Annotated in this window: 17 protein-coding genes; 5 read left to right on the top strand and 12 right to left on the bottom strand. The window is 71.9% G+C overall.

Features of this window, described 5'->3' with window-relative positions:
• Nucleotides 1-17 precede the first annotated feature (17 nt).
• Complete coding sequence (gene lysX / locus HEP85_RS33860) at nt 18-3,296, bottom strand: bifunctional lysylphosphatidylglycerol synthetase/lysine--tRNA ligase LysX (protein WP_369657956.1); 3,279 nt, start codon at nt 3,294-3,296, stop codon at nt 18-20.
• Between the two features lie 370 nt (nt 3,297-3,666).
• Here lysX and HEP85_RS33855 point away from each other — a divergent pair, with 370 nt between their 5' ends.
• The 4 genes from HEP85_RS33855 (at nt 3,667) to HEP85_RS33840 (ending at nt 6,693) form a co-directional block, all read left to right on the top strand.
• Nucleotides 3,667-4,131: a universal stress protein gene (locus HEP85_RS33855; RefSeq protein WP_168531334.1), complete on the top strand. Its 465-nt coding sequence runs from the start codon at nt 3,667-3,669 to the stop codon at nt 4,129-4,131.
• 284 nt (nt 4,132-4,415) lie between these two features.
• Nucleotides 4,416-4,955: a sigma-70 family RNA polymerase sigma factor gene (locus HEP85_RS33850; protein WP_168531333.1), complete on the top strand. Its 540-nt coding sequence runs from the start codon at nt 4,416-4,418 to the stop codon at nt 4,953-4,955.
• Between the two features lie 134 nt (nt 4,956-5,089).
• Entirely contained in the window at nt 5,090-5,605 is a 516-nt protein-coding gene (locus tag HEP85_RS33845; protein WP_168531332.1) for a hypothetical protein, read from the top strand.
• A 422-nt stretch (nt 5,606-6,027) separates the two neighbouring features.
• On the top strand, nt 6,028-6,693 hold the full coding sequence (locus HEP85_RS33840) for a zf-HC2 domain-containing protein (RefSeq protein ID WP_329292053.1): 666 nt from the start codon (nt 6,028-6,030) through the stop codon (nt 6,691-6,693).
• A gap of 7 nt (nt 6,694-6,700) precedes the next feature.
• Here HEP85_RS33840 and HEP85_RS33835 read toward each other — a convergent pair whose 3' ends face one another.
• The 3 genes from HEP85_RS33835 to HEP85_RS33825 form a co-directional block, all read right to left on the bottom strand.
• Nucleotides 6,701-7,561 carry an Fpg/Nei family DNA glycosylase gene (locus HEP85_RS33835; protein ID WP_168531331.1) on the bottom strand — a complete coding sequence of 287 codons (861 nt, stop codon included), beginning with the start codon at nt 7,559-7,561 and terminating at the stop codon, nt 6,701-6,703.
• 80 nt (nt 7,562-7,641) lie between these two features.
• The gene (locus HEP85_RS33830) at nt 7,642-9,717 is read right to left on the bottom strand and encodes a SpoIIE family protein phosphatase (RefSeq protein ID WP_168531330.1); all 2,076 of its coding nucleotides are present in this window, start codon (nt 9,715-9,717) and stop codon (nt 7,642-7,644) included.
• Between the two features lie 108 nt (nt 9,718-9,825).
• Complete coding sequence (locus HEP85_RS33825; protein ID WP_168531329.1) at nt 9,826-11,073, bottom strand: DUF6777 domain-containing protein; 1,248 nt, start codon at nt 11,071-11,073, stop codon at nt 9,826-9,828.
• Nucleotides 11,074-11,190: 117 nt separating this feature from the next.
• Here HEP85_RS33825 and HEP85_RS33820 point away from each other — a divergent pair, with 117 nt between their 5' ends.
• Nucleotides 11,191-12,612, top strand: coding sequence for a lipase maturation factor family protein (locus tag HEP85_RS33820; RefSeq protein ID WP_168531328.1), 1,422 nt, complete (start codon nt 11,191-11,193; stop codon nt 12,610-12,612).
• On the opposite strand, the gene HEP85_RS33815 is transcribed toward HEP85_RS33820, so the two are convergent.
• From HEP85_RS33815 to HEP85_RS33780, 8 genes are all read right to left on the bottom strand, one after another.
• Nucleotides 12,600-13,439 (bottom strand): amidohydrolase, encoded by an 840-nt coding sequence (locus HEP85_RS33815; RefSeq protein ID WP_168531327.1) that lies wholly within the window; start codon nt 13,437-13,439, stop codon nt 12,600-12,602. The two genes, HEP85_RS33820 and HEP85_RS33815, sit on opposite strands and share 13 nt — an antisense overlap.
• Nucleotides 13,436-13,750 (bottom strand): L-rhamnose mutarotase, encoded by a 315-nt coding sequence (locus HEP85_RS33810; protein WP_168531326.1) that lies wholly within the window; start codon nt 13,748-13,750, stop codon nt 13,436-13,438. Before HEP85_RS33810 ends, HEP85_RS33815 begins: the two co-directional genes overlap by 4 nt.
• On the bottom strand, nt 13,747-14,733 hold the full coding sequence (locus HEP85_RS33805) for an aldo/keto reductase (RefSeq protein ID WP_168531325.1): 987 nt from the start codon (nt 14,731-14,733) through the stop codon (nt 13,747-13,749). Before HEP85_RS33805 ends, HEP85_RS33810 begins: the two co-directional genes overlap by 4 nt.
• Nucleotides 14,730-15,488 carry an SDR family oxidoreductase gene (locus tag HEP85_RS33800; protein ID WP_329528028.1) on the bottom strand — a complete coding sequence of 253 codons (759 nt, stop codon included), beginning with the start codon at nt 15,486-15,488 and terminating at the stop codon, nt 14,730-14,732. The genes HEP85_RS33805 and HEP85_RS33800 overlap by 4 nt, the downstream gene beginning before the upstream one ends.
• The gene (locus HEP85_RS33795; protein WP_168531324.1) at nt 15,485-16,840 is read right to left on the bottom strand and encodes an L-fuconate dehydratase; all 1,356 of its coding nucleotides are present in this window, start codon (nt 16,838-16,840) and stop codon (nt 15,485-15,487) included. The genes HEP85_RS33800 and HEP85_RS33795 overlap by 4 nt, the downstream gene beginning before the upstream one ends.
• 61 nt (nt 16,841-16,901) lie before the next feature.
• Complete coding sequence (locus tag HEP85_RS33790; protein ID WP_168534311.1) at nt 16,902-17,927, bottom strand: ABC transporter permease; 1,026 nt, start codon at nt 17,925-17,927, stop codon at nt 16,902-16,904.
• A complete protein-coding gene (locus HEP85_RS33785; RefSeq protein ID WP_168531323.1) occupies nt 17,920-19,476 on the bottom strand; it encodes a sugar ABC transporter ATP-binding protein in 1,557 nt (518 codons plus the stop codon). Before HEP85_RS33785 ends, HEP85_RS33790 begins: the two co-directional genes overlap by 8 nt.
• Complete coding sequence (locus HEP85_RS33780; RefSeq protein WP_168531322.1) at nt 19,473-20,549, bottom strand: sugar ABC transporter substrate-binding protein; 1,077 nt, start codon at nt 20,547-20,549, stop codon at nt 19,473-19,475. Before HEP85_RS33780 ends, HEP85_RS33785 begins: the two co-directional genes overlap by 4 nt.
• Nucleotides 20,550-20,654 lie beyond the last annotated feature (105 nt).

Raw genomic sequence — 20,654 nt, 5'->3', positions numbered from 1 at the left:
TGGGACCAGTTGAGCGATCAGCGACGACGCACCAGGGGGAAGGGCAGCGTCTCACGGATCGTCAGACCGGTGAGGAACATGACCGTCCGGTCGACGCCGATGCCGAGCCCGCCGGTGGGCGGCATGGCGTATTCGAGCGCGTCGAGGAAGTCCTCGTCGAGTTCCATCGCCTCGGGATCGCCCCCGGCCGCCAGCAGCGACTGCGCGGTCAGCCGTCGGCGCTGCTCCACCGGATCGGTCAACTCGGAGTATGCCGTGCCCAGTTCGGTACCGAAGGCGACCAGGTCCCAGCGTTCGGCGAGGCGTGGGTCGGTGCGGTGCTGCCGGGTGAGCGGCGAGACGTCGGTCGGGAAGTCCTTGTAGAACGTGGGCAGTCGGGTCTTCGCCTCCACCAGACGTTCGTACATCTCCAGTACGACGTCGCCGCGGCCGTCGTCCGCCCGGTACGGCACTCCCGCGCGGTCGCACAGTCCATGCAGCGCCTCCGGCGGGGTGCCGGCGTCGACCTCCTCCCCGAGTGCCTCGGAGAGGGCGCCGTACACCGTTCTGACGGGCCACGGGCCGGAGATGTCGTACTCGGTGCCGTCCCTGCGGGCGACGGGTGTCCCGAAGGCGGCGGTCGCCGCGCCCTGGATCAGTTCGCGGGCGAGGTCGAGCATGACGTCGTAGTCGGCGAACGCCTGGTAGGCCTCCAGCATGGTGAACTCGGGGTTGTGCTTGTGGGAGACGCCCTCGTTGCGGAAGGTGCGGCCCATCTCGAAGACCTTCTCCAGGCCGCCGACGCACAGCCGCTTGAGGTACAGCTCGGGGGCGATGCGCAGATAGAGGTCCAGGTCGTAGGCGTTGATGTGGGTCGTGAAGGGGCGGGCGTTGGCGCCGCCGTGGATCTGCTGGAGCATCGGCGTCTCGACCTCCAGGTAGCCGCGGTCCAACAGCCCCTGGCGCAGCGCCTGCACGGCGGTGGAGCGGACCCGGACGACCTGACGTGCCTCGGGGCTCGACACCAGGTCGACATGGCGGCGGCGCACCTTCGCCTCGGGATCGGTCAGGCCCCGGTGCTTGTCGGGCAGTGGGCGCAGGCACTTGCCGGTGAGCTGCCAGTCGGTCACGAAGACGGTGAGGGTGCCGCTGTCGCTGGCACCGGAGACGCCGTCTGCGGTGAGGTGGTCGCCGATGTCGACGTCCGTGCGGAACCGGTCGAGGGCGGGGCCCGACCGGGAGCGGGTGAGGGCGATCTGCAGGTCGCCGGACCAGTCGCGCAGTACGGCGAAGACCAGGCCGCCGAAGTCACGTACGAGGACGACCCGTCCGGCGACGGTCACCTCCTGTCCCGCGCGCACCTCGGCGAGGGTGTGGGTGCGTGCCGCGATGCCGACCGGGTACGGGTCGGTGCCGGCGGCGCGGAGCCGTTCGAGCGTGCGATGCCGGACGCGGACCTGCTCGGGCAGGCCCGCTGTCGGATCGGGGGCTCCGGCCGGCTCCTGTCCGCCGGGGCCGGGGGCCGACGGTGCGGGCAGGCCCTCGGGGAGCACGGGGGCGGTCCGGGCCTTCGTGCGTCCCTTGCCCCACAGTTTGCGCAGCGACGGCACGGAGACGAAGCCCTCGGCGATGCCGGACGCCATGCCGATACGGGCGAGGGAGCCCGCGTCTCCGTAGCAGAGGAAGCGGGGGTACCACTCGGGGTGGTACTTGGCGTTGGACCGGTACAGGGCCTCCAGCTGCCACCACCGGGAGAAGAACAGCAGCAGCTTGCGCCAGAGCCGCAGCACCGGTCCGGCGCCGATCCGGGCGCCCTCCTCGAAGACCGACCGGAACACCGCGAAGTTGAGGGAGACACGGCGTACGCCGAACTTCCCGGCCACCGCGCACATCTCGGCGACCATGTACTCCATGACGCCGTTGGGGGCTTCGCGGTCACGGCGCATCAGGTCCAGCGAGACGCCGTCGTCGCCCCAGGGCACGAAGGAGAGCAGTGCCAGGAGCCTGCCGTCGGCGTCCATGGCCTCGACGAGGAGACAGTCTCCGTCCGCGGGGTCACCGAGCCGGTCCAGGGCCATGGAGAAGCCCCGCTCCGTCTCGGTGTCGCGCCAGGCGTCGGCCCGGTCGACGACTTCCTCCATCTCCTCGTCGGTCAGGGTGGAGTGGCGACGTACCCGGCAGGTGGCCCCGGTGCGGCGTACCCGGTTGACGGCCTGGCGGGTGACGCGCATGTCGCGGCCGTCCAGGTCGAAGTCGGCGACGTGCAGGATCGCCTCGTCACCGAGTTCGAGTGCTCCGAGGCCGGCCCGCACGAAGGCCTTGGCGCCGTCCTCGGAGGCGCCCATGACGGCGGGCACCCAGGCGTAGCGGCGGGCCAGGTCCAGCCAGGCGTCGATGGCGTGCGGCCAGGCCTCGCGGTCGCCGACCGGGTCGCCGCTGGCGAGGCAGACCCCGGCCTCGACGCGGTAGGTGACGGCGGCCTTGCCGCTGGGCGAGAAGACGACGGCCTTGTCCCGGCGGGTGGCGAAGTAGCCGAGGGAGTCGCCCGCGCCGTAGGCCCGCAGCAGCGAGCGGATGCGGGCCTCCTCGTCGCCGTGCAGGGCCGCCTCCAGCCGTTGGGAGCGGAAGAGCGTGGTGGCGGCGTTCAGCAGGGCGACGGCGCCGAAGAGGCCGAGGAAGAAGTAGACCTGGTGGGGTGGGCGTCCGCCGAACGAGTCGGCGGAGACGAGTCCGCCGCACACCCGGCCGGCCGCCCACGTCAGCCGGTCGCCGCGCGGCAGGGTGCCGGGAAACAGCTCGACCAGGCCCCAGCCGAGCAGGATCGCCACGACGAGCCCGGCGACCAGGACGGCCAGGGCCCGCCACACGGCGCCGCGCCGGGAGTCGGCGTAGAACTCGCGGCGCGCCACCACCAGGAGCACCAGGGCGGTTCCGCAGACGACGAAGGACGGCAGCGACTCGGCGTACAGGCCCATCGAGAGGCCGACGACGCCGGACAGGACCAGCAGGCCGAGGTAGACGACGACCAGCCACCAGGCGACCTTCTTGCGGGCGGCGGTCGCGGCGGCGAGCAGGAAGAGGAAGGCCGCGTAGGCGAGGTTCGCGCTGACCGGGACGATCAGCCGGTCGAGGAAGTCCACCACGGGGCGCAGCAGGCGGCGCAGGGGCTCGATGAAGGCCAGCACGACGCAGAGCGCGCAGAGGGCTCCGAAGAAGGCGCCATAGCCCTCGGGCACCTTGCTGAGGAACCCGTCCCGGGACGGCCGTACGGGGCCTTTGGCGCCCTTCGGTCCGCGGGCCTCGACGGTGGCACTCATGGTTCCGACTCTAGGAAGAGCCGGGCGGCCCCGCCCGTCGAGCGACCCGGTGCCCGGTAGCGTGCCGCGCGCGGGCGCCACCCCTGGCGTACGCCCCGTGGTGCCCGGTCGCGCGCACCCGGTCATGTGCCGGAGCGACCTCGGGCGTACGCCCCCGCCAGTCGGCCGGAGGACACTCCCCCTGCGCCGGCCCGGGTGCTTCGTCCGGTGATCACCTGGTACGCCGGTCCGGACCGGACGTCGTCCGGCCGTCGGCGCGGCACCGGCGGCACACCGTCCCCTCGCGCAGGTACGGCCGACACGCCGTCCCCCTGGTATCCACACGCCCCACGTGCCTCCCGGACCTGCGGCTACCGATAGCCTCAGCGGTGTGGCGGAACAGCAACCCTCGCACCAGTTCGAGCGCGGCACGGACGGCCCCAAGGTCATCGTCGTCGGCGTGGACGGCTCCGACTCCTCGCTGCGCGCCGCGGCGTACGCGAGCGGCCTGGCCAGGCGGCAGAACGCGCTGCTCGCCGTCGTCTACATCCAGCCGGTCATGGCCGCGGGGGCGGCCTTCGGGGCGCCGGTCGCGGAGACGACGGACCGGATCGCGGAGGACCTCATCGCGCAGATCCGTGAGGCCGCCGGACGGCTCAAGGGCATATACGCGGTGCGCTGGGAGTTCCACACCTTCCGCGGCGACCCGTACAACGGCCTGGTGAAGGCGGCGGACGAACTCACGGCGGACGCCGTGGTGGTCGGCGCCTCCGAGCAGGCGGGGCACCGCATCGTCGGTTCGGTGGCGATCCGGCTGGTGAAGGCGGGGCGCTGGCCGGTCACGGTCGTCCCGTAGCGGCCGGGGCCGTGTGCCCGTCACCGGCCCTCACCGGTTCTCGCCCTCATCCGGAGGCGGTGCCCTTCGACCGGAGGAGGCCCGGGAGCCGAGGAGTCCCGAGGCCGTGGGCCCGTCCGTCCCCCGCCGACGCGCTCGTTGGCGGGAGGGGCGCGCGCCGGGCCGCGGGCGCGCGGGGCCCGCTGAACCGTTCACCGTGCCGTTCACCGACTGCATCGACCGCCCACCGCAGACCCGTGCCCCGCCCCTGTCCGAGCGGGTCGCCAGCCGCTGGCATACAGGCCATGACGGCCGGAACCACCACCAAGACGACCGCCGAGCACGAGCTGGCCGCGCTGCAGCGCGAGCACGGACGGCCCCTCTTCGCCCTGCTGCTGCGCCTGTCCGACGGCGACCGGCAGCGCGCCGAGGATCTGCTGCAGGAGACGTTCGTACGGGCCTGGCAGCACCCCGAGGCGTTGCGCGCCGACGACTTCGCCTCCGTACGCCCCTGGCTGCTCACCGTGGGACGACGGCTCGCGATCGACGCGCGGCGGGCCCGTCAGGCGCGGCCCCCCGAGGTGGGTGACGCGGTGCTGGACAACGCGCGGGTGTGCGCGGATCACGCCGAAAGGTCGGCGGCGACGCTCGATGTGCGGGAGGCTGTGAAGACTCTCACTCCCGAGCACCGTGAAGTCCTGGTGCAGGTGTACTTCCAGGGGGCGAGTGTGGCGGAGGCCGCCGCCGCGCTCGGAATTCCGCCCGGTACCGTGAAGTCGCGGGCCTACTACGCGTTGCGGGCCCTGCGCCGGGTCCTTCCGGGATACGCGGCCGACCTGCGGTGAAACCGAGCGCCGGGTCAAGCCTCCGTAAAGCGCCTGCCAAGGACCATGGTTGAGTATTCCGCTTGTCCTCATCCGTGTTCCGACCGAGAGCCCGGGTCGGGCGACGCGCACGCACCGGAGGAAGGCAGGAAGGGATGCTGCACAGAGGTCAAGAGAGCACGGACGGCACCGGCGGTGGGGAACTCACCGTCCCCATGGCGTGGTTGTACGCCGAGTACATCGCCGACGAGTTGTTGCGGACCGGCGACCTGATGCCGCCCACGTCCTTCGAGTTCCGCGCCGGGCGCGACGCCCTGGCACTGACCATCTTTCTCTCCGACAGCGACGGTGAGCTCTCGGGCATCCGGGTCGTCTCGCAACTGGAGACCTGGCTCTCGCTGACCGCCTACGACCAGCCGTGGCAGGACTGGGTGCGCGAGCACATGGCCCGCCTCGCGGCCGAGGCGGCCGACCGCGGGGGGCCGGCCCCGGACCTGGAGCTGGCCACGGCGGCCTGGCGCTGGCTGGAGGAGACCGAACTGCTCGCCCCCGACCTGGACGCCGTACCCGGCGGGGGGCCGGTCCCGGGCGAGGACGACGGCCCCAAGGTGTGGACACCGGCCTGGCAGCTGGGCCTGCCACTCGGACACCTGGCGATCCATCTCTTCTGACTTCTTCTGACCGCCCTTCTGACCGCGCCCTCCGAACCTCCGATCCTCCTCCGATCGGCCATCGCCCTGCCGCCCTTCCGCCCTGCCGACCGACCGCACTTTTCGATCCTCGTCCGACCGGATCCCTCCCTTTCCGACCGCGCCCTTCGATCCTCCGTCCGCACCCTTCGAACAGTCCTTCCCTCTTGCCGAACAGGCCTTTCGTCCTGCGACAGACTCCCAGCGACCTCCGGGCGGCCGTCCCGCGGACGCGTCCCGGGCAACTTTTCCGGGCACGCACCAATCCGCGGGCGCGCTCGCTCCGAACGTCTTCGCCGCGATTCCGGACGGGCTTGAGTGATTCGGCGGTCTGGTCCGTACCGGTGGGCAACAGCAACACCACCCCCACCCCGCTCGATCGCCACGAGGATTCGGTATTCGGTATGAGGTCCCTGGAACGGCATCGTGACGTCGGCGCCTACGCGCTCGGCGTGCTGGACGAGGCGGATGCCTTCCGCTTCGAGGATCACCTCATGGAGTGCCCCCAGTGCGCGGCGCACGTGAGTGAGTTCCGACCCGCCGCACGGCAGATGATGCTGTACCGGCGGGCCACACCGCGCTCCGTGCACCCGTTCGCGGCACCCGGCCCGCGGCTGCTGGACACGCTGCTCGACGAGGTGGCGGCCCGCCGGCGGGCCGGCCGCAGGCGCTGGCTGTACGCGGTGGCGGCCGCCGTGGTCTTCGCGGCGGGCGGCCCCACGATCGCGATGGTGACCTCCCACGACTCGGCGTCCGGCGGCTCCGTGTCCAACCAGGCCGCCGCGACCGACGCGGACACCGGCGTCTGGGCCCGGATCACCACCCAGGACCGGGTCTGGGGCAGCGAGGTCGGCGTCGAGGTCAAGGACTCCGGGGGCCCGCGGCCCTGTCAGCTCGTCGCCGTCGGCAAGGACGGCTCGGAGCAGACGGTCACGAGCTGGATGGTGCCGGGGCACGACGGCGCGTCCACCAGCATGCAGGGCGGCGCCTCGATGCCGTCCTCGGACATCAGCCGGTTCGAGGTGCGCACAGCGGACGGCAAGCATCTGGTGACGGTCAAGTCCCCCTGAGCGGAAGCTATTTGAGCAGCCGGGACATCCGCCGGTCGGCCAGAGGCTTGCCTCCCGTCTGACAGGTCGGGCAGTACTGCAGCGAGGAATCGCTGAAGGAGACCTCACGGATGGTGTCGCCGCACACCGGACAGGGCTCGCCCGCCCTGCCGTGCACCCGCAGCCCGCTCTTCTTCTCCCTCTTGAGACGACCCGCGGCCAGCCCGTGGGAGCGCTCCACCGCCTCGGTGAGCGTCCCGCGCAGCGCCTCGTACAGCCGGCCTGTCTCCTCGGGCGTCAGTGAGGAGGCGAGCTTGAACGGGGACATCCTGGCGGCGTGCAGGATCTCGTCGCTGTACGCGTTCCCCACGCCGGCGATCAGGCTCTGGTCCCGCAGGGCGCCCTTGAGCCGGCGCCGCTCCCCCTCGAGCAGCCCCGCGAACCGTGCCTCGTCGAAGTCGGCGGCGAGCGGGTCGGGGCCGAGGCGCGCCACGCCGGAGATCTCCTGCGGGTCCCGGACCACATGCACGGCGAGTCTCTTCTGGGTGCCCGCCTCGGTGAGGTCGAAGCCCTCGCCGTTCGCCAGGGCGACGCGCAGCGCCAGTGGGCCCTTGCCCGGTCTGGGCGGGCCGTCGGGCAACGGGTCCCGCCACTGCAGCCAGCCCGCGCGGGCCAGGTGCGTCACGAAGTGCAGGCCGTCGGCCTCGATGTCGAGGAACTTGCCCAGCCGGCGCACCGCGGTGACCTCGCGGCCCTCGAAGGCGGTGACGGGCGGGTCGTAGGTCTTCAGGACACTGATCGCGACGGGCAGCACGCGCACGACCTCGCGGCCGACGAGATGGTCGGCCAGGAAGTCCTTGAGCGCTTCGACCTCTGGCAGTTCCGGCATGCATCCAGAGTGCCACCCGGCACCGACACCACCATCCGGATCACCGGCCACGCCCCTTCCGGGCCGCGCCGCGCCGTCGGTCAGTCCCGTCCCGGGACGAGGAACTCGCACCACACGCACTTGCCGCCGCCCCGGGCCTCCACGCCCCAGACGTCGGCGAGCCGGTCGACCAGCAGCAGACCACGGCCGGAGACACCAGACTCGCCCGCCTCCCGGCGGCGCGGCAGGGCACTGGAGGAGTCCTCCACCTCGACGCGCAGCCTGCGGTCGGGGCCGCTGAGGACCCGCAGGGTGACGATCGCGGGGCCCTCGGTGTGCATGAGGGCGTTGGTGATCAGTTCGTCGGCGACGAGTTCGATCTCGTCGGCGCGCTCCGCGGCCCCCCAGGCACGGACCGCCGCCCGGATCATGTGCCGGGCCTCGGTGAGGGCCTCGGAGTCGCCGGGCGCGACACGCTGCTGGAGCCGGCCACCGGACTGCCGGGGGCCGGGGCCGCAGCGGCGCAGGAGCAGCAGGGCCACGTCGTCCTCGCCGCCGCGTTCCTCGGCGACGTCGATGAGCCGGTCGGCGAGATCGCGTACGTCCTCCGGACCCGACCGGATCAGCTCCATGAGGGTGTGCATCCCCTCGTCGAGATCGACGCCGGGCTGCTCCACGAGGCCGTCGGTGCACAGCATCAGGGTCTGGCCCGGGTCGAGTTCGACCGTCTCGACCGGGTATTCGAGGCGTCCGAAGAGGGCGGACAGACCGAGCGGCAGGCCCCCTTCGACGGACAGCCGGCGGCAGGTGCCGTCGGTCTGCCGGACGAGCGGGTCGATGTGGCCGGCCCGCACCAGCTGGACGACTCCGGTGGACAGGTCGGCCTCCGCGTACAGGCAGGTCGCGAAGCGTTCGGTGTCGAGTTCGTGCAGGAAGACCGAGGCGCGGGCCATCACGGTGGCGGGGGTGTGTCCCTCGGCGGCGTAGGCGCGCAGCACGATGCGCAACTGGCCCATGACGGCCGCCGCGTGCGTGTCGTGGCCCTGGACGTCGCCGATGACGGCGCCGACTCGGCCGCCCGGCAGCGGGATCAGGTCGTACCAGTCGCCGCCGATGTCCCGGCCGAGGGAGGCCGAACGGTAGCGGACGGCGGTGTCGGCGCCGGGCACGCTGGGGATGGAGCGCGGCAGCATGGCCTGCTGGAGTCCCTCGGCGAGGTCCTTCTCCTGCTCGTAGAACATGGCCCGCTGCAGGCTCTGCGCGATGCTGCTGCCGAGGGCGACGAGGACGTTGCGCTCCTCGGCGGAGAAGCCGTACCGGTCGTTGTACAGGAGGCCGAGGGCACCGATGGGACGGGCCTGAGCGATCAGCGGCAGATAGGCGGCCGAGGTGATCTCCAGGTCGGTGATGTGCGGCCACAGCAGCGGGTACGACGCGGCGAAGTCGTCGGGCGACTCGATGAAGCGCGGGGCGAGGGTGCGCACGACCTCGCTCATCGGGTACTCCTCGTCGATCCGGGTGATCAGGGTGCCGGGTACGAAACTTCCCGCGGGTCCCTCGGCGACGAGCCGGATGCGGCCGGCCTCGACCAGTCCCATGACCATGCTCGTCGCCCCGAGATGGGTGAGGCCGTGCGTGTCCTTGAGAATGTCGATGACGTCCTGGACGGTACGGGCGTGGGCCAGTGCCGCCGTGGTGATCTGCACGACGCTGGTCTGCTGGCGGCGGGCCTCGTCCTGGGCGGCGAGCTCGTGGCGCGCCGCGCCCTCGCTCAGTTCCTGGGTGGCGTCGCGCACGATGCCGATGATCCGGCGGGGCCTGCCGGTCTCGTCGCGCCGGATGCAGCCCTGGGTGTGTGTCCAGCGCAGGGAGCCGTCACGGCGGCGGACGCGGAAGTAGGCGCCGTAGTTCTCACTGCCGTCCTTGATGGCCTGGGACACCACGGTGTCGAGGCGTATGCCCTCCGCCGGGGGCATCCGGACCGACAGGCCGTCGGGGGACCCGTCGAACTCACCGGGGCGGAGGTCGAAGATCTCGTGGGCCTGGGCGTCCATGTGGAACAGGCCGCTGTCCAGGTCCCAGTCGAAGCTGCCCATGCGGTTGAGCGCCAGGATCGGATCCGGGTGGGCGGGCCAGTCGTCCGGGAGGGACAGGGCGCTCGCTCCCCGATCAACCATGGGCCCACCTTGCCAGGATTCGCCGGATTATTCGACTTCTGGGGAGCCCGATTCCGGGCCCTCCGAAGGCGCGGGCCGGGGCCGCCGTACTGGCGGCTTCCCGCCCGCTCAGCTGTCGAAGACGTCGGTCGGGGCGTCGAACACGGTGCCCCCGCCGGGTGACTCGTCGGGCACCGCACCACCGCCGTCGGGCAGCCCGGGGAGCTCCGGAAGGGTGTCGGGTCCGGTCCCCTCGTCCGGTCCGGGAACCGTGCCCTCGTCCGACGGCACGGCCGTGGGCTCGCCCACGGTCGGGGGCGAGGAGGTGACGGTGGCCGTGGGGCAGTCCGGGGGCGCCAGCACCGGAGTCTGCGCGGGCGGCACCTCGTCCGGGACGCTCCCGGTCGGACCGGGCGGGACGGTCACGGTCGGCGTCGCGCAGTCGGAGTCCTCGGGCGAGCGGCCCGCTCCGCTCGGCGAGTCGCCGGGGCCGGAGCCGGACGGCGAGGCCCGCGGGCTCGTGTCCGGGCCGGGGGGAACACCGGACGGCCCGATGTCGGGTGCTCCGGCCTCGGGCGGCCGGACGGCGACGTCGCGGTGCCCGTCGTCGCCGGTCCGGCGCTCGATCCAGGTGTTGTCGTCGAGGTCGATGAGGGTGACGCTGCCGAGCGCCGCGGGCGCGGGCGTCACCTCGATGACCTCGCCCGGCCGGTAGGCGGACCAGGGCTGCCCCCGGGTGGCCGCGGTCCCGCGCGGGGCGACCGGCGGATTCAGCGGGTTGCCGCAGGCGCAGCGGAGCCGGGGCACGCCCCGGTCGTCGACGAGGACGGGGGTGCCCGCCTGCAGCACGGACTGGAAGCCGGTCACCCGGCCGTCCCGGTAGCCGTGGTCGGTGACCCGGGTGTCGGCGCGCAGGACGACGGACGTCAGCCCGCGCAGAAAGTCCGGGACGGCGGCCTGTGCGATGCCCGCGGCCCGCGCGAAGGCCTGTGCCCTGCGGGGGTCGGCGGTGAGCAGTCCGGCCTGCCGGTCGACGTCGCAGCTGCCGGCCGCCCGGGTCCCGCCGTACAGGCCCGGTGTACCCCCCGGGAAACGGGCCGGGCGCGCCGCGGTCGTGGTGTCACCGGTCGTCGGGAAGTCCTCCGCCCCCGACTGCGGTGTTCGGGTGACGGGTGGCGGGGTGACGGATGTGGTGACCGTCGAGCCGGTGAAGGGGTCGGGCCCCTGGACGGCGACCGGCTGGAGGAGGATCTCGCCGTCGGAGGCGTCGGACGCCGTGTTCTCGTCGGTCCCGCCGCCGTTGCCGCCGCACCCGGCGAGGAGGAGGGCCGCCGTGAGTGCGCAGGCCGTGACGAAGGTTGGGGTGGATATGCGCACCGCGTTCTCCCGTTCATCCCGGACAGGTCGATGACCATTGTCTGCGGCGCGCGGTTGGCTCACGCAAGCGGAGACGATCACCCAGCGTCACAATGGAAGGGAGAGGAGCGACTTGCCGTGGAATGGTTCACCGCCCCCGAGTACTGGCTGAGCCGGCTGGTCTTCCAGCGGGCGCTGGCCGTGGTCTATCTCGTCGCGTTCCTCGGCGCGGCGCTGCAGTTCCGGGCGCTCATCGGGGAGCGCGGGATGCTGCCCGTGCCCCGTTTCGTGGCGCGGGTGCCGTTCCGGCACGCCCCGAGCGTGTTCCACCTGCACTATTCGGACCGCTTCTTCGCGGTCTGGTCCTGGACGGGCTGCGCGGTGTCCGCGGCCTTGGTGGCGGGACTCGACGGGTACCTCCCGCTCTGGGGCGGCATGGTGCTGTGGCTCGTCCCCTGGGTGCTGTATCTGTCGATCGTCAACGTCGGCCAGACCTGGTACGCGTTCGGCTGGGAGTCGCTGCTCCTGGAGGTGGGCTTCCTCGCCGTCTTCCTCGGCAACGACGAGGTCGCTCCGCCGGTCGTGGTCCTCTTCCTGCTGCGCTGGGTGCTCTTCCGGGTGGAGTTCGGCGCCGGTCTGATCAAGCTGCGCGGCGACGCCTGCTGGCGGAAGCTGACGTGCCTGGACTACCACCACGAGACCCAGCCGATGCCCGGCCCGTTGAGCTGGTTCTTCCACCATCTCCCCAAGCCCCTGCACCGGGTGGAGGTGGCCGCGAACCACGTCACCCAGCTCGTCGTCCCCGTCCTGCTGTTCGCCCCCCAGCCGGTCGCCACGGCCGCCGCCTCGCTGATGGTGCTGACGCAGCTCTGGCTGGTGCTGTCGGGCAACTTCTCCTGGCTGAACTGGACCACGATCGTGCTGGCCCTGGCCGCCGTCGAGTTCCCGGCCACTCCCCCGCGGGTGCCCGGGCCGCCCCTCTGGTACGAGATCGTGGTCCTCGCCGTCGCCGCCTGCCTGGTGGTCCTCGGCTACCGTCCGGCCCGCAACATGGTCTCCCGGCAACAGGTCATGAACCGCTCCTTCGACCCGCTGCGCCTGGTCAACACCTACGGCGCGTTCGGCAGCGTGAGCCGGGTGCGCCACGAGGTGGTCGTCGAGGGCACCTCGGACGCGATGCCGCGCGAGGACTCGGACTGGCGGGAGTACGAGTTCAGGGGCAAGCCCGGTGATCCGCGCCGCTGGCCGCGCCAGTTCGCGCCGTACCACCTGCGGCTCGACTGGATGATGTGGTTCGCGGCGCTCTCCCCCGCCTACGCCGGTTCCTGGTTCACCGGTCTGGTCGAACGGCTGCTGGAGAACGACCGCGACACGCTGCGGCTGCTGCGCCGTTCCCCGTTCCCGGCGGACGCGCCGCCCCGGTACGTCCGGGCCCGCCTGTACCGCTACCGCTACACGACCTGGCGCGAGCTCCGCGAGACGGGCGCGTGCTGGCACCGGACCCATGTGCGGGAGTTCCTGCCGCCGACGCGGCTGGAGTGGAGTGATCAGAGCCGGTAGACGCGCAGGGCGGTACCGCCGAACACGTCGGCACGCTCGCCCTCATCGAGCACATCGGTCAACTCCTCGGTGGCCGCGACCACTTGGGCGTACGACGCGGCCAGCGTGCACACCGGCCAGTCGGAGCCGAACATCAGGCGGCCGGGGCCGAAGGCCGCCAAGGCGGTCTCGGCGTACGGGCGCAGGTCGTCGACCGTCCACTTCGCGAGGTCGGCCTCGGTGACCAGGCCGGAGAGCTTGCCCACCGTGTTGGGGAGCGCCGCCAGCGCCCGGACATGCCCCGCCCACGGGTCCAGGGAGCCGGCCGCGACCGGCGGCTTCCCCAAGTGGTCGAGGACGAAGGTGAGTTCGGGGTGATCCATGGCCGCGCGGACACAGCCGGGCAGTTGGTGGGGCAGCACGACCAGGTCGTAGACCAGGCCGGCCGCCGCGACGGCCGCCAGCCCGCGCCGCACGTCCGGCCGAAGCAGCCACTCGGGTTCCGGCTCGCCCTGCACCTGGTGACGGATGCCCTTGAGGTACCGGCCGCCCGGCAGCTCCCGCAGCCGGGCCAGTTCGTCGGCGACGTCCGGCCGGGTCAGGTCGGTCCAGCCCACCACTCCGGCGATCAGGTCGCTGTGCCGGGCGAGGCCGAGGAACTCCGGGGTCTCCTCGGCCACGGTGACGGTCTGGACCAGGACGGTCCGTCCGATGCCGGCGGCGGCCGCCTCGGGCCTGAGGTCGTCAACGGTGAAGTTCCGGCGCAGTGGGCGGAGTCCGGGCCCGGTGATCCAGTCCTGGTCCCGGACGGAGAGGTCCCACACGTGGTGGTGCGCGTCCACCCTCACGGGAGCTCCCACACGACGGGCAGCCCCGCCGCCGCGCCCTCGTCGGAGTAGTCGTGCACGACGTCGAGGAGTTCGGCCATCCGCGCCTGCCAGGCGATGTTGACCGGCAGTCTCTCCAGTTCGGCGAGCATCCGGCCGTAGTCCTCGCACTCCAGGACGTGGAACAGGTCGGTGCCGCTGCGCCAGATCGTCCAGGAGGTGGCTCCGGCGGCCCGGATCGCCGCGGTGAGTTCCGCGGGAACCTTCCGGTGGGCGGCCTCGTACGCGTCGACGCGGTCGGCGCGCACCTTGGTGTGCAGGGCGATTCTCATGACAAGTCCTGTACGGGCACGGGGGCTTCCTCGGGCAGCAGTCCCGCTTCCCGCAGCTCCCGCCAGAACGCGGCGGGCACAGGAGTGGCGAACTGCTGGGCGCAGTCGCGGACTTCGTGTGCCGAGCGGGCGCCGACGAGCACGCTCACGACGGCCGGGTGGGCGGCGGGGAAGGCGAGCGCGGCGGCGCGCAGGGTGGTGCCGTGCCGCCCCGCGATCTCCTGGAGCCGCAGGGCCCGCTCCAGCGTCTCCCGGGGCGCGGTCGCGTAGTCGTAGGTCGCTCCCGGCCGCGGGTCCGCCAGCAGGCCGGAGTTGAAGGCGCCCCCGACGACGACCGAGGTGCCGCGTTCCAGGGCGGCGGGCAGCAGCTCGGCCAGCGCGCGGTGGTCGAGCAGGGTGTAGCGTCCGGCGCAGAGCACGACGTCCACGTCCGTGTCGCGGACGAAGCGGGTGAGCATCCCGGCCTGGTTCATGCCCGCGCCGATCGCGCCCACCACGCCTTCCGAGCGGAGCTTCTCCAGCGCCGGGTAGCCCTCCTGGAAGGCCTGTTCGGCGTGGTCGTCCGGGTCGTGGAGGTAGACGACGTCGACGCGGTCGAGGCCGAGCCGCTCGAGGCCGGCCTCCAGGGCACGTCGTACCCCGTCGGCGCTGAAGTCCCAGACCCGGCGGTGCGTGGCCGGCACGGCGAATCCGTTCGCCAGGTCGTCGCCACCCGTGTCGGCGGGCTCCAGGAGGCGGCCCACCTTGGTGGAGAGGGTGTACGCGTCGCGGGGCCGCGCGCGCAGGGCCGCTCCGAGTCGCCGTTCGGAGAGGCCGAGGCCGTAGTGCGGTGCGGTGTCGAAGGAGCGGATGCCGCCGTCCCAGGCCGCGTCCACGGCCTCGTACGCCGCCTCGTCACTCACCGCGGTGAACAGGTTGCCGATGCCCGCGGCGCCGAAGGACAGGGCGCTGACCTCGACGCCGCTCCTCCCGAGGGTTCTCACCGGCCCACCGGCCGCAGCCGCAGTCCCTGCATACCGCCGTCCACGGCGAGCGCGGTACCGGTGGTGGCGCCGGACAGCGGGCTCGCCAAGTAGGCGACGGCGCCCGCGACTTCGGCGGCCGAGACGAGCCGCCCGGAGGGCTGGCGGGCCTCCAGGGCGGCGCGCTCGGCGGCCGGGTCGGAGGCGGCGTCGAGGAGCCGGCCGACCCAGGGGGTGTCGGCCGTGCCGGGATTCACGCAGTTGACACGGATGCCCTCGCGGAGGTGGTCGGCGGCCATGGCGAGGGTGAGGGAGAGGACGGCCCCCTTCGACGCGGAGTACGCGGCGCGCTGCGGCAGTCCTGCGGTGGCGGCGATGGAGCAGGTGTTCACGATCGCCGCGTGCGCGGATTCCCGCAGATGCGGCAGAGCAGCGCGGGTCGTCCGCACCATGCCGAGGACGTTGACGTCCAGGACCCGGTGCCACTCGGTGTCGTCGTTGTCCTCGACGGTGCCCTGGGCGCCGATCCCCGCGTTGTTGACCAGGACGTCGAGTCCCCCGAGATCCTGCGCCGCCGCGGCCACCGCCGTGCGGACGGAGGCGTCGTCGCCGACGTCGGCGCGGTAGCCGAGCAGCGGCTTCTCGACCCGCGAGAGGTCGAGGTCGAGGACGGCGACCTGGGCGCCGCGGGCCGCGAGCAGCTCGGCGGTGGCGCGGCCGATGCCGGAGGCTCCTCCGGTCACCAGCGCCTTGAGGCCTTCGAAGTCCGCGGTCATGCCGCTTCCCCCTTCTGACGGTCGGGTTCCTGCCGGGCGAGGTCGGCGGCCCAGAAGGTGCCGCCGGGGTAGGTGAACTCCGCGATGGACTCCGGACGCATGGTGGCGGAGAAGCCCGGCGCGGTGGGTGCCGTGTAGTGACCCTGCCGGATCACCACCGGGTCGAGGAAGTGGTCGTGCAGATGGTCGACGTATTCGATGACCCGGTCGTCGGTGGTGCCGGAGAGCGCCACGAAGTCGAACATCGACAGGTGCTGGACGAGTTCGCACAGGCCGACGCCGCCCGCGTGCGGACAGACGGGCACCCCGAACTTGGCCGCGAGCAGCAGGATGGCGAGGTTCTCGTTGACGCCGGCGACCCGGGCCGCGTCGATCTGCAGGATGTCGATGGCGCCGGCCTGGAGGAGCTGTTTGAAGACGATGCGGTTGTGGACGTGCTCGCCGGTGGCGACCTTGACGGGGGCGACCGCCTTGCGCACGGCGGCGTGTCCGAGGACGTCGTCGGGGCTGGTGGGTTCCTCGATCCAGTACGGTTCGAACTCGGCGAGGGCCCTGGTCCAGTCGATGGCCTCGTCCACGTTCCAGCGCTGGTTGGCGTCGATCGCGATGCGGATGCCGGGGCCGACGACGGAGCGGGCGACCCGGCAGCGCCGTACGTCGTCCGTCAGGTCGGCGCCGACCTTCAGCTTGATCTGCGTGAAGCCGTCGGCGACCGCCTCGGCGGCCAGCCGGGTGAGCTTCTCGTCGCTGTAGCCGAGCCAGCCCGGCGACGTGGTGTAGGCGGGGAACCCGTTCTCCCGAAGGGTGTCGGCGCGCTCGGCGGCTCCCTGTCTGCCGCGCCGCAGCAGCTCCAGCGCCTCGTCCGGGGTGAGGGCGTCCGTGAGGTAGCGGAAGTCGACCTGGCTCACGAGCCACTCCGGTTCGGCGTCGGCGAGCAGTTGCCACAGCGGCTTGCCCGCACGCTTGGCGGCCAGGTCCCACACGGCGTTGACGACGGCTCCGATCGCCATGTGCATCACGCCCTTCTCGGGCCCCAGCCAGCGCAGTTGGCTGTCACCGATCAGGTCCCGGGCGAGGGAGCCCGGGTCGGCGCACAGTTCCTCGACGGACCGTCCCACCACGTGCCCCCGCAGCGCCTCGATCGCCGCGACCTGGACGTCGTTGCCCCGTCCGATGGTGAAGGTGAATCCGTGCCCCTCGGGACAGTCGGCCGTGTCGCCGCGCAGCACGACGTAGGCCGCCGAGTAGTCGGGGTCCGGGTTCATCGCGTCCGAGCCGTCGAGCTCGCGGGAGGTGGGGAAACGGACGTCGTAGGTGTCGACCGCGGTGATGCGAGCGGCAGTTGGGGACACGGGAGGCCTTTCGGTCCGGAACAGGGGGTACGGAGGGGTCCGTACGAGAGCGAGGGGGCGGTCAGTCCTGGGCGCGTCCGGTGGTCACGCGGGCGATCATCAGGGCGACCAGGATGATTCCGCCGTAGATCGCCTGGATCCAGAAGGACGGCACCTGCGCCAGGGTGAGCAGGTTCTGCACGACGCCCAGCAGCAGGACGCCGGTGAGGGCGCCGAACATGGTGCCCCTGCCGCCGTCGAGGCTGATGCCACCGATGACCGCGGCCGCCATCACCGTGAAGATCATGTTGTTGCCCTGGTTGGCGCTGATCGCGCCGACGTAGCCGGTCTGCATGATGCCGCCGACCGAGGCGAGGACGCCCGCGACGACCGACACACCGAGCAGGACCCGGTCGACGCGGATGCCGGCCGCGCGGGCGGCGTCCGTGTTGCCGCCGATCGCGTACAGGGCGCGGCCGATCCGGTGGTACTTGAGGATCAGCCCGGCGATGCCGAAGGCGACCGCCGCCAGCCACACCGAGAGCGGAACGCGCAGGAAGGTGGAGGTGGCCAGGGAGAAGAACGCGTCGGGCATGCCGAACAGCGTCTTGCCCTTGGTCGCGCCGACCAGCAGTCCGCGCAGGACGATCAGCATCGCGAGGGTGACGATGAACGCGTTGAGCTTGAACTTCACCACGAGGACGCCGTTGAAGGCGCCGATGACGCCGCCCACGACGAGGATCGCCAGGAGGGCGAGCCCGGCCGACCATTCCGTGCCCCAGCCGGACTGGGCGGCGGGCAGGACCAGCAGGGCGCCGACGGCGGGCGCGATACCGACGACCGACTCGAGCGACAGGTCGATCTTGCCGGTGATCAGGACGAGCGACTCGGCGAGCACCACCATCGCGAGCGCCGCGGAGGCACCGAGGATGGAGATGAGGTTCCGCTCGGTGAGGAAGGAGTCGTTCACGATCGCACCGAGCACCATGAGCAGCAACAGGGCTGGTACGAGGGCGAGTTCGCGTGCCCGGCGGAGCAGTACCGTCTTGGTGGCACGCCCGTCGCGTACTCGTGCGGCGGCGAGCGGCGGGGCCTTGGTCTCAGCCACCGGGGCCTCGCTCTCCTCGGCCAGGGGTCCGGGGTTGACCCCCTGGGGAGATGCCGTAGCCATGGTCCACTCCTTCGATGGAGGCGATCAGCTCGTGGTCGTGCCAGCCCGCCGGGTGCTCGGCGACGACACGGCCGTGGAAGAGGACGAGGACGCGGTCGCAGCGGCGCAGGTCGTCGAGTTCGTCGGAGACGACGAGTACGGCGGTTCCGTCGTCACGGGCGCTGTCCACGCGGGACAGCAGCGACTCCTTGGACTTCACGTCGACGCCCGCGGTCGGGTTGATGAGGATGAGCAGACGGGGGTCGGAGGCGAGGGCGCGGGCCATCACCACCTTCTGCGCGTTGCCGCCGGAGAGGTCGGAGACGGGCTGGTCGGGCCCTTCGGCGTGGATGTCGAGGCGGTCGATCAGCTCGTCGGCGAACTCGCGTCTGCGGTCGGTGGCGATGAAGCCGTAGCGGCCGAGCCGGTTCAGGACGCTCATGGTGGCGTTGTCGCCGATGCTCATGCCGGAGACGAGCCCCTGCTCGTGCCGGTCGCGCGGCACGCAGCCGACGCCGGCCCTGAGCGCGGCCTGCACATCGCCGAACGGGAGCCGCTCGCCGTCGAGTCGGGCCGTACCGCCCGTCGGCCGGTACAGGCCGGCGAGCGACTCGGCCAGCTCGATCTTGCCGCTCGCGCTGGAGCCGGCGAGCCCGACGACCTCACCGCGGCGGACGGTGAGGTCGATGGCTTCGTACGCGTCCGAGGTGAGGCCCTCGGTCCGCAGCACGACGGGCGCGTCCTTCGGCGCGGTGTCCCGGACGGCCGCCCGTTCGGCGATCGCCTCGCCCGCCATGGCCTCCACCAACGCCGGGCGCGGAAGCTCGGCGACCGGCGCGGTGGTGATCCAGCGGGCGTCGCGCAGCACGGTGACCGTCTGGCACACCTCGTACACCTCCTGGAGGTGGTGCGAGATGAACAGGAAGGTGACGCCGGACTCCTGGAGCGCGCGCATCCGGGTGAAGAGGCGCTCGATCTCCCGGTTGTCGAGCTGGGCCGTGGGTTCGTCGAGGACGATGAACCGGGCGCCGAAGCTCAACGCCCGCGCGATCTCCACCATTTGGCGGTCCTCGACCTTGAGGTCGGCGGTGCGGGCCTCCGGGTCGACCCGCACGTCCCAGGTCGCCAGGACGTCGGCCGCCTCGGACCGCAGTCTGCGCCAGCTGATCAGTCCGCCGCGTCCCGTCGGCTGCCGGTTGATGAAGAGGTTCTCGGCGACCGTCAACTCCGGTACGACGGTGGGCTTCTGGTAGACGCAGGCCACCTTGCGGCGCCAGGCGTCGCGGTCGGTGAGCGGGGGCGCGGGTTCGCCGTCGAAGCGGACCGTGCCCTCGTCGGGGGCCTGCAGACCGGTGAGGATCGTGACGAGGGTGGACTTGCCCGCGCCGTTGCGTCCCACGAGGGCGTGGGACTCGCCCGGCAGGACGGTGAGCCGGCCGTCTTGGAGGGCGACGGTGGGGCCGTACCGTTTGGCCACCCCGCGCGCCTCCACCAGTGGTGTACTCATTTGACCGTGTTGCCCCAGAGCTTGGGGTCGTCGACGTTGTCCTTGGTGACCAGCGGGGCGGGCAGCTGGTCCTCCAGGATGCCGCTGGGGAGCTTGACGATCGTGGAGTCGTGGTCGGTCGGTCCGGTCTTGAACGTCTTCCCCTGCATGGCCGCCTTGATGTAGTACATGCCGTACTTGGCGTAGGCGTCGGCGGGCTGGGAGACGGTGGCGTCGATCTCGCCCTTGCGGATGGCGTCGAACTCCTGCGGGATGCCGTCGTTCGAGACGATCGCGATGTGGCCCGCCTGGCCGGCCTTCTTCAGCATCCCCTTGGACTTCAGGGTCTGCAGGGTGGGCGCGAGGTAGACACCGCCCGCCTGCATGTAGATGCCCTTGATGTCGGGGTTGGCGTTCAGCAGCGTGTCCAGTTTGGAGGCCGCGGTGTCGGACTCCCACTTGGCGGGGATCTCCAGGACCTTCAGCTTCGGGTAGTTCTTCTTCACGCAGGAGCGGAACGCCTCGGAGCGGTCACGGCCGTTGACCGAGGCCAGGTCGCCCATGATCTGCACGACCTTGCCCGAACCGACCTGCTTGCCCAGGAACTCGCAGGCCTTCTCGCCGTACGCGACGTTGTCGGCGCGGACGACCATGGCGACCTTCCCCTTGTCGGGGGCCACGTCGACGGCGACCACGGGGACGCCCTTGCGCTCGGCCTGGTCGAGACCGGCGACGATCGCGGCGCTGTCCAGGGGGGCCACGACCAGGCCCTTCACACCCTGGTTCAGCTGGTTGTTGATGTCGGTGATCTGCTGCGACGGATCACTGTTGGAGTTGACGGTCTTGAGGGCGTCGACGCCCTCGGACTTCGCCAGCTTCGGCACGTAGTCGTTGTAGGACTGCCAGAACGGCGAGGTCAGCAAGGGCAGGATCACTCCGACCTTGCCGCTGCCATCGCCTCCCCCGCCGCCGGAGGCGACGTCGTCCTTGGTGCTGCCGCACGCCGCGAGCAGGAGGGTCGCGCAGGCGGCCACAGCCGCCGCACTCACTGCCCGCGACGGGATTCGACTGTTCCGCACTGTTCTGCCGGCCATCTGACGGCTCCTCATCGAGCGAGATCGAGCAGGACGCGTGGCCGGAGTCCCTCTTCCAGCCGGGACGAATATTTATCAGACCACTTTGGGTCCGCAACACCCCGC

The organism is Streptomyces sp. RPA4-2, assembly GCF_012273515.2.
Classification (GTDB): domain Bacteria; phylum Actinomycetota; class Actinomycetes; order Streptomycetales; family Streptomycetaceae; genus Streptomyces; species Streptomyces kaempferi.
Note: the sequence above shows the minus strand (reverse complement) of the source record. Positions and strands in the feature narration are given on the sequence as shown.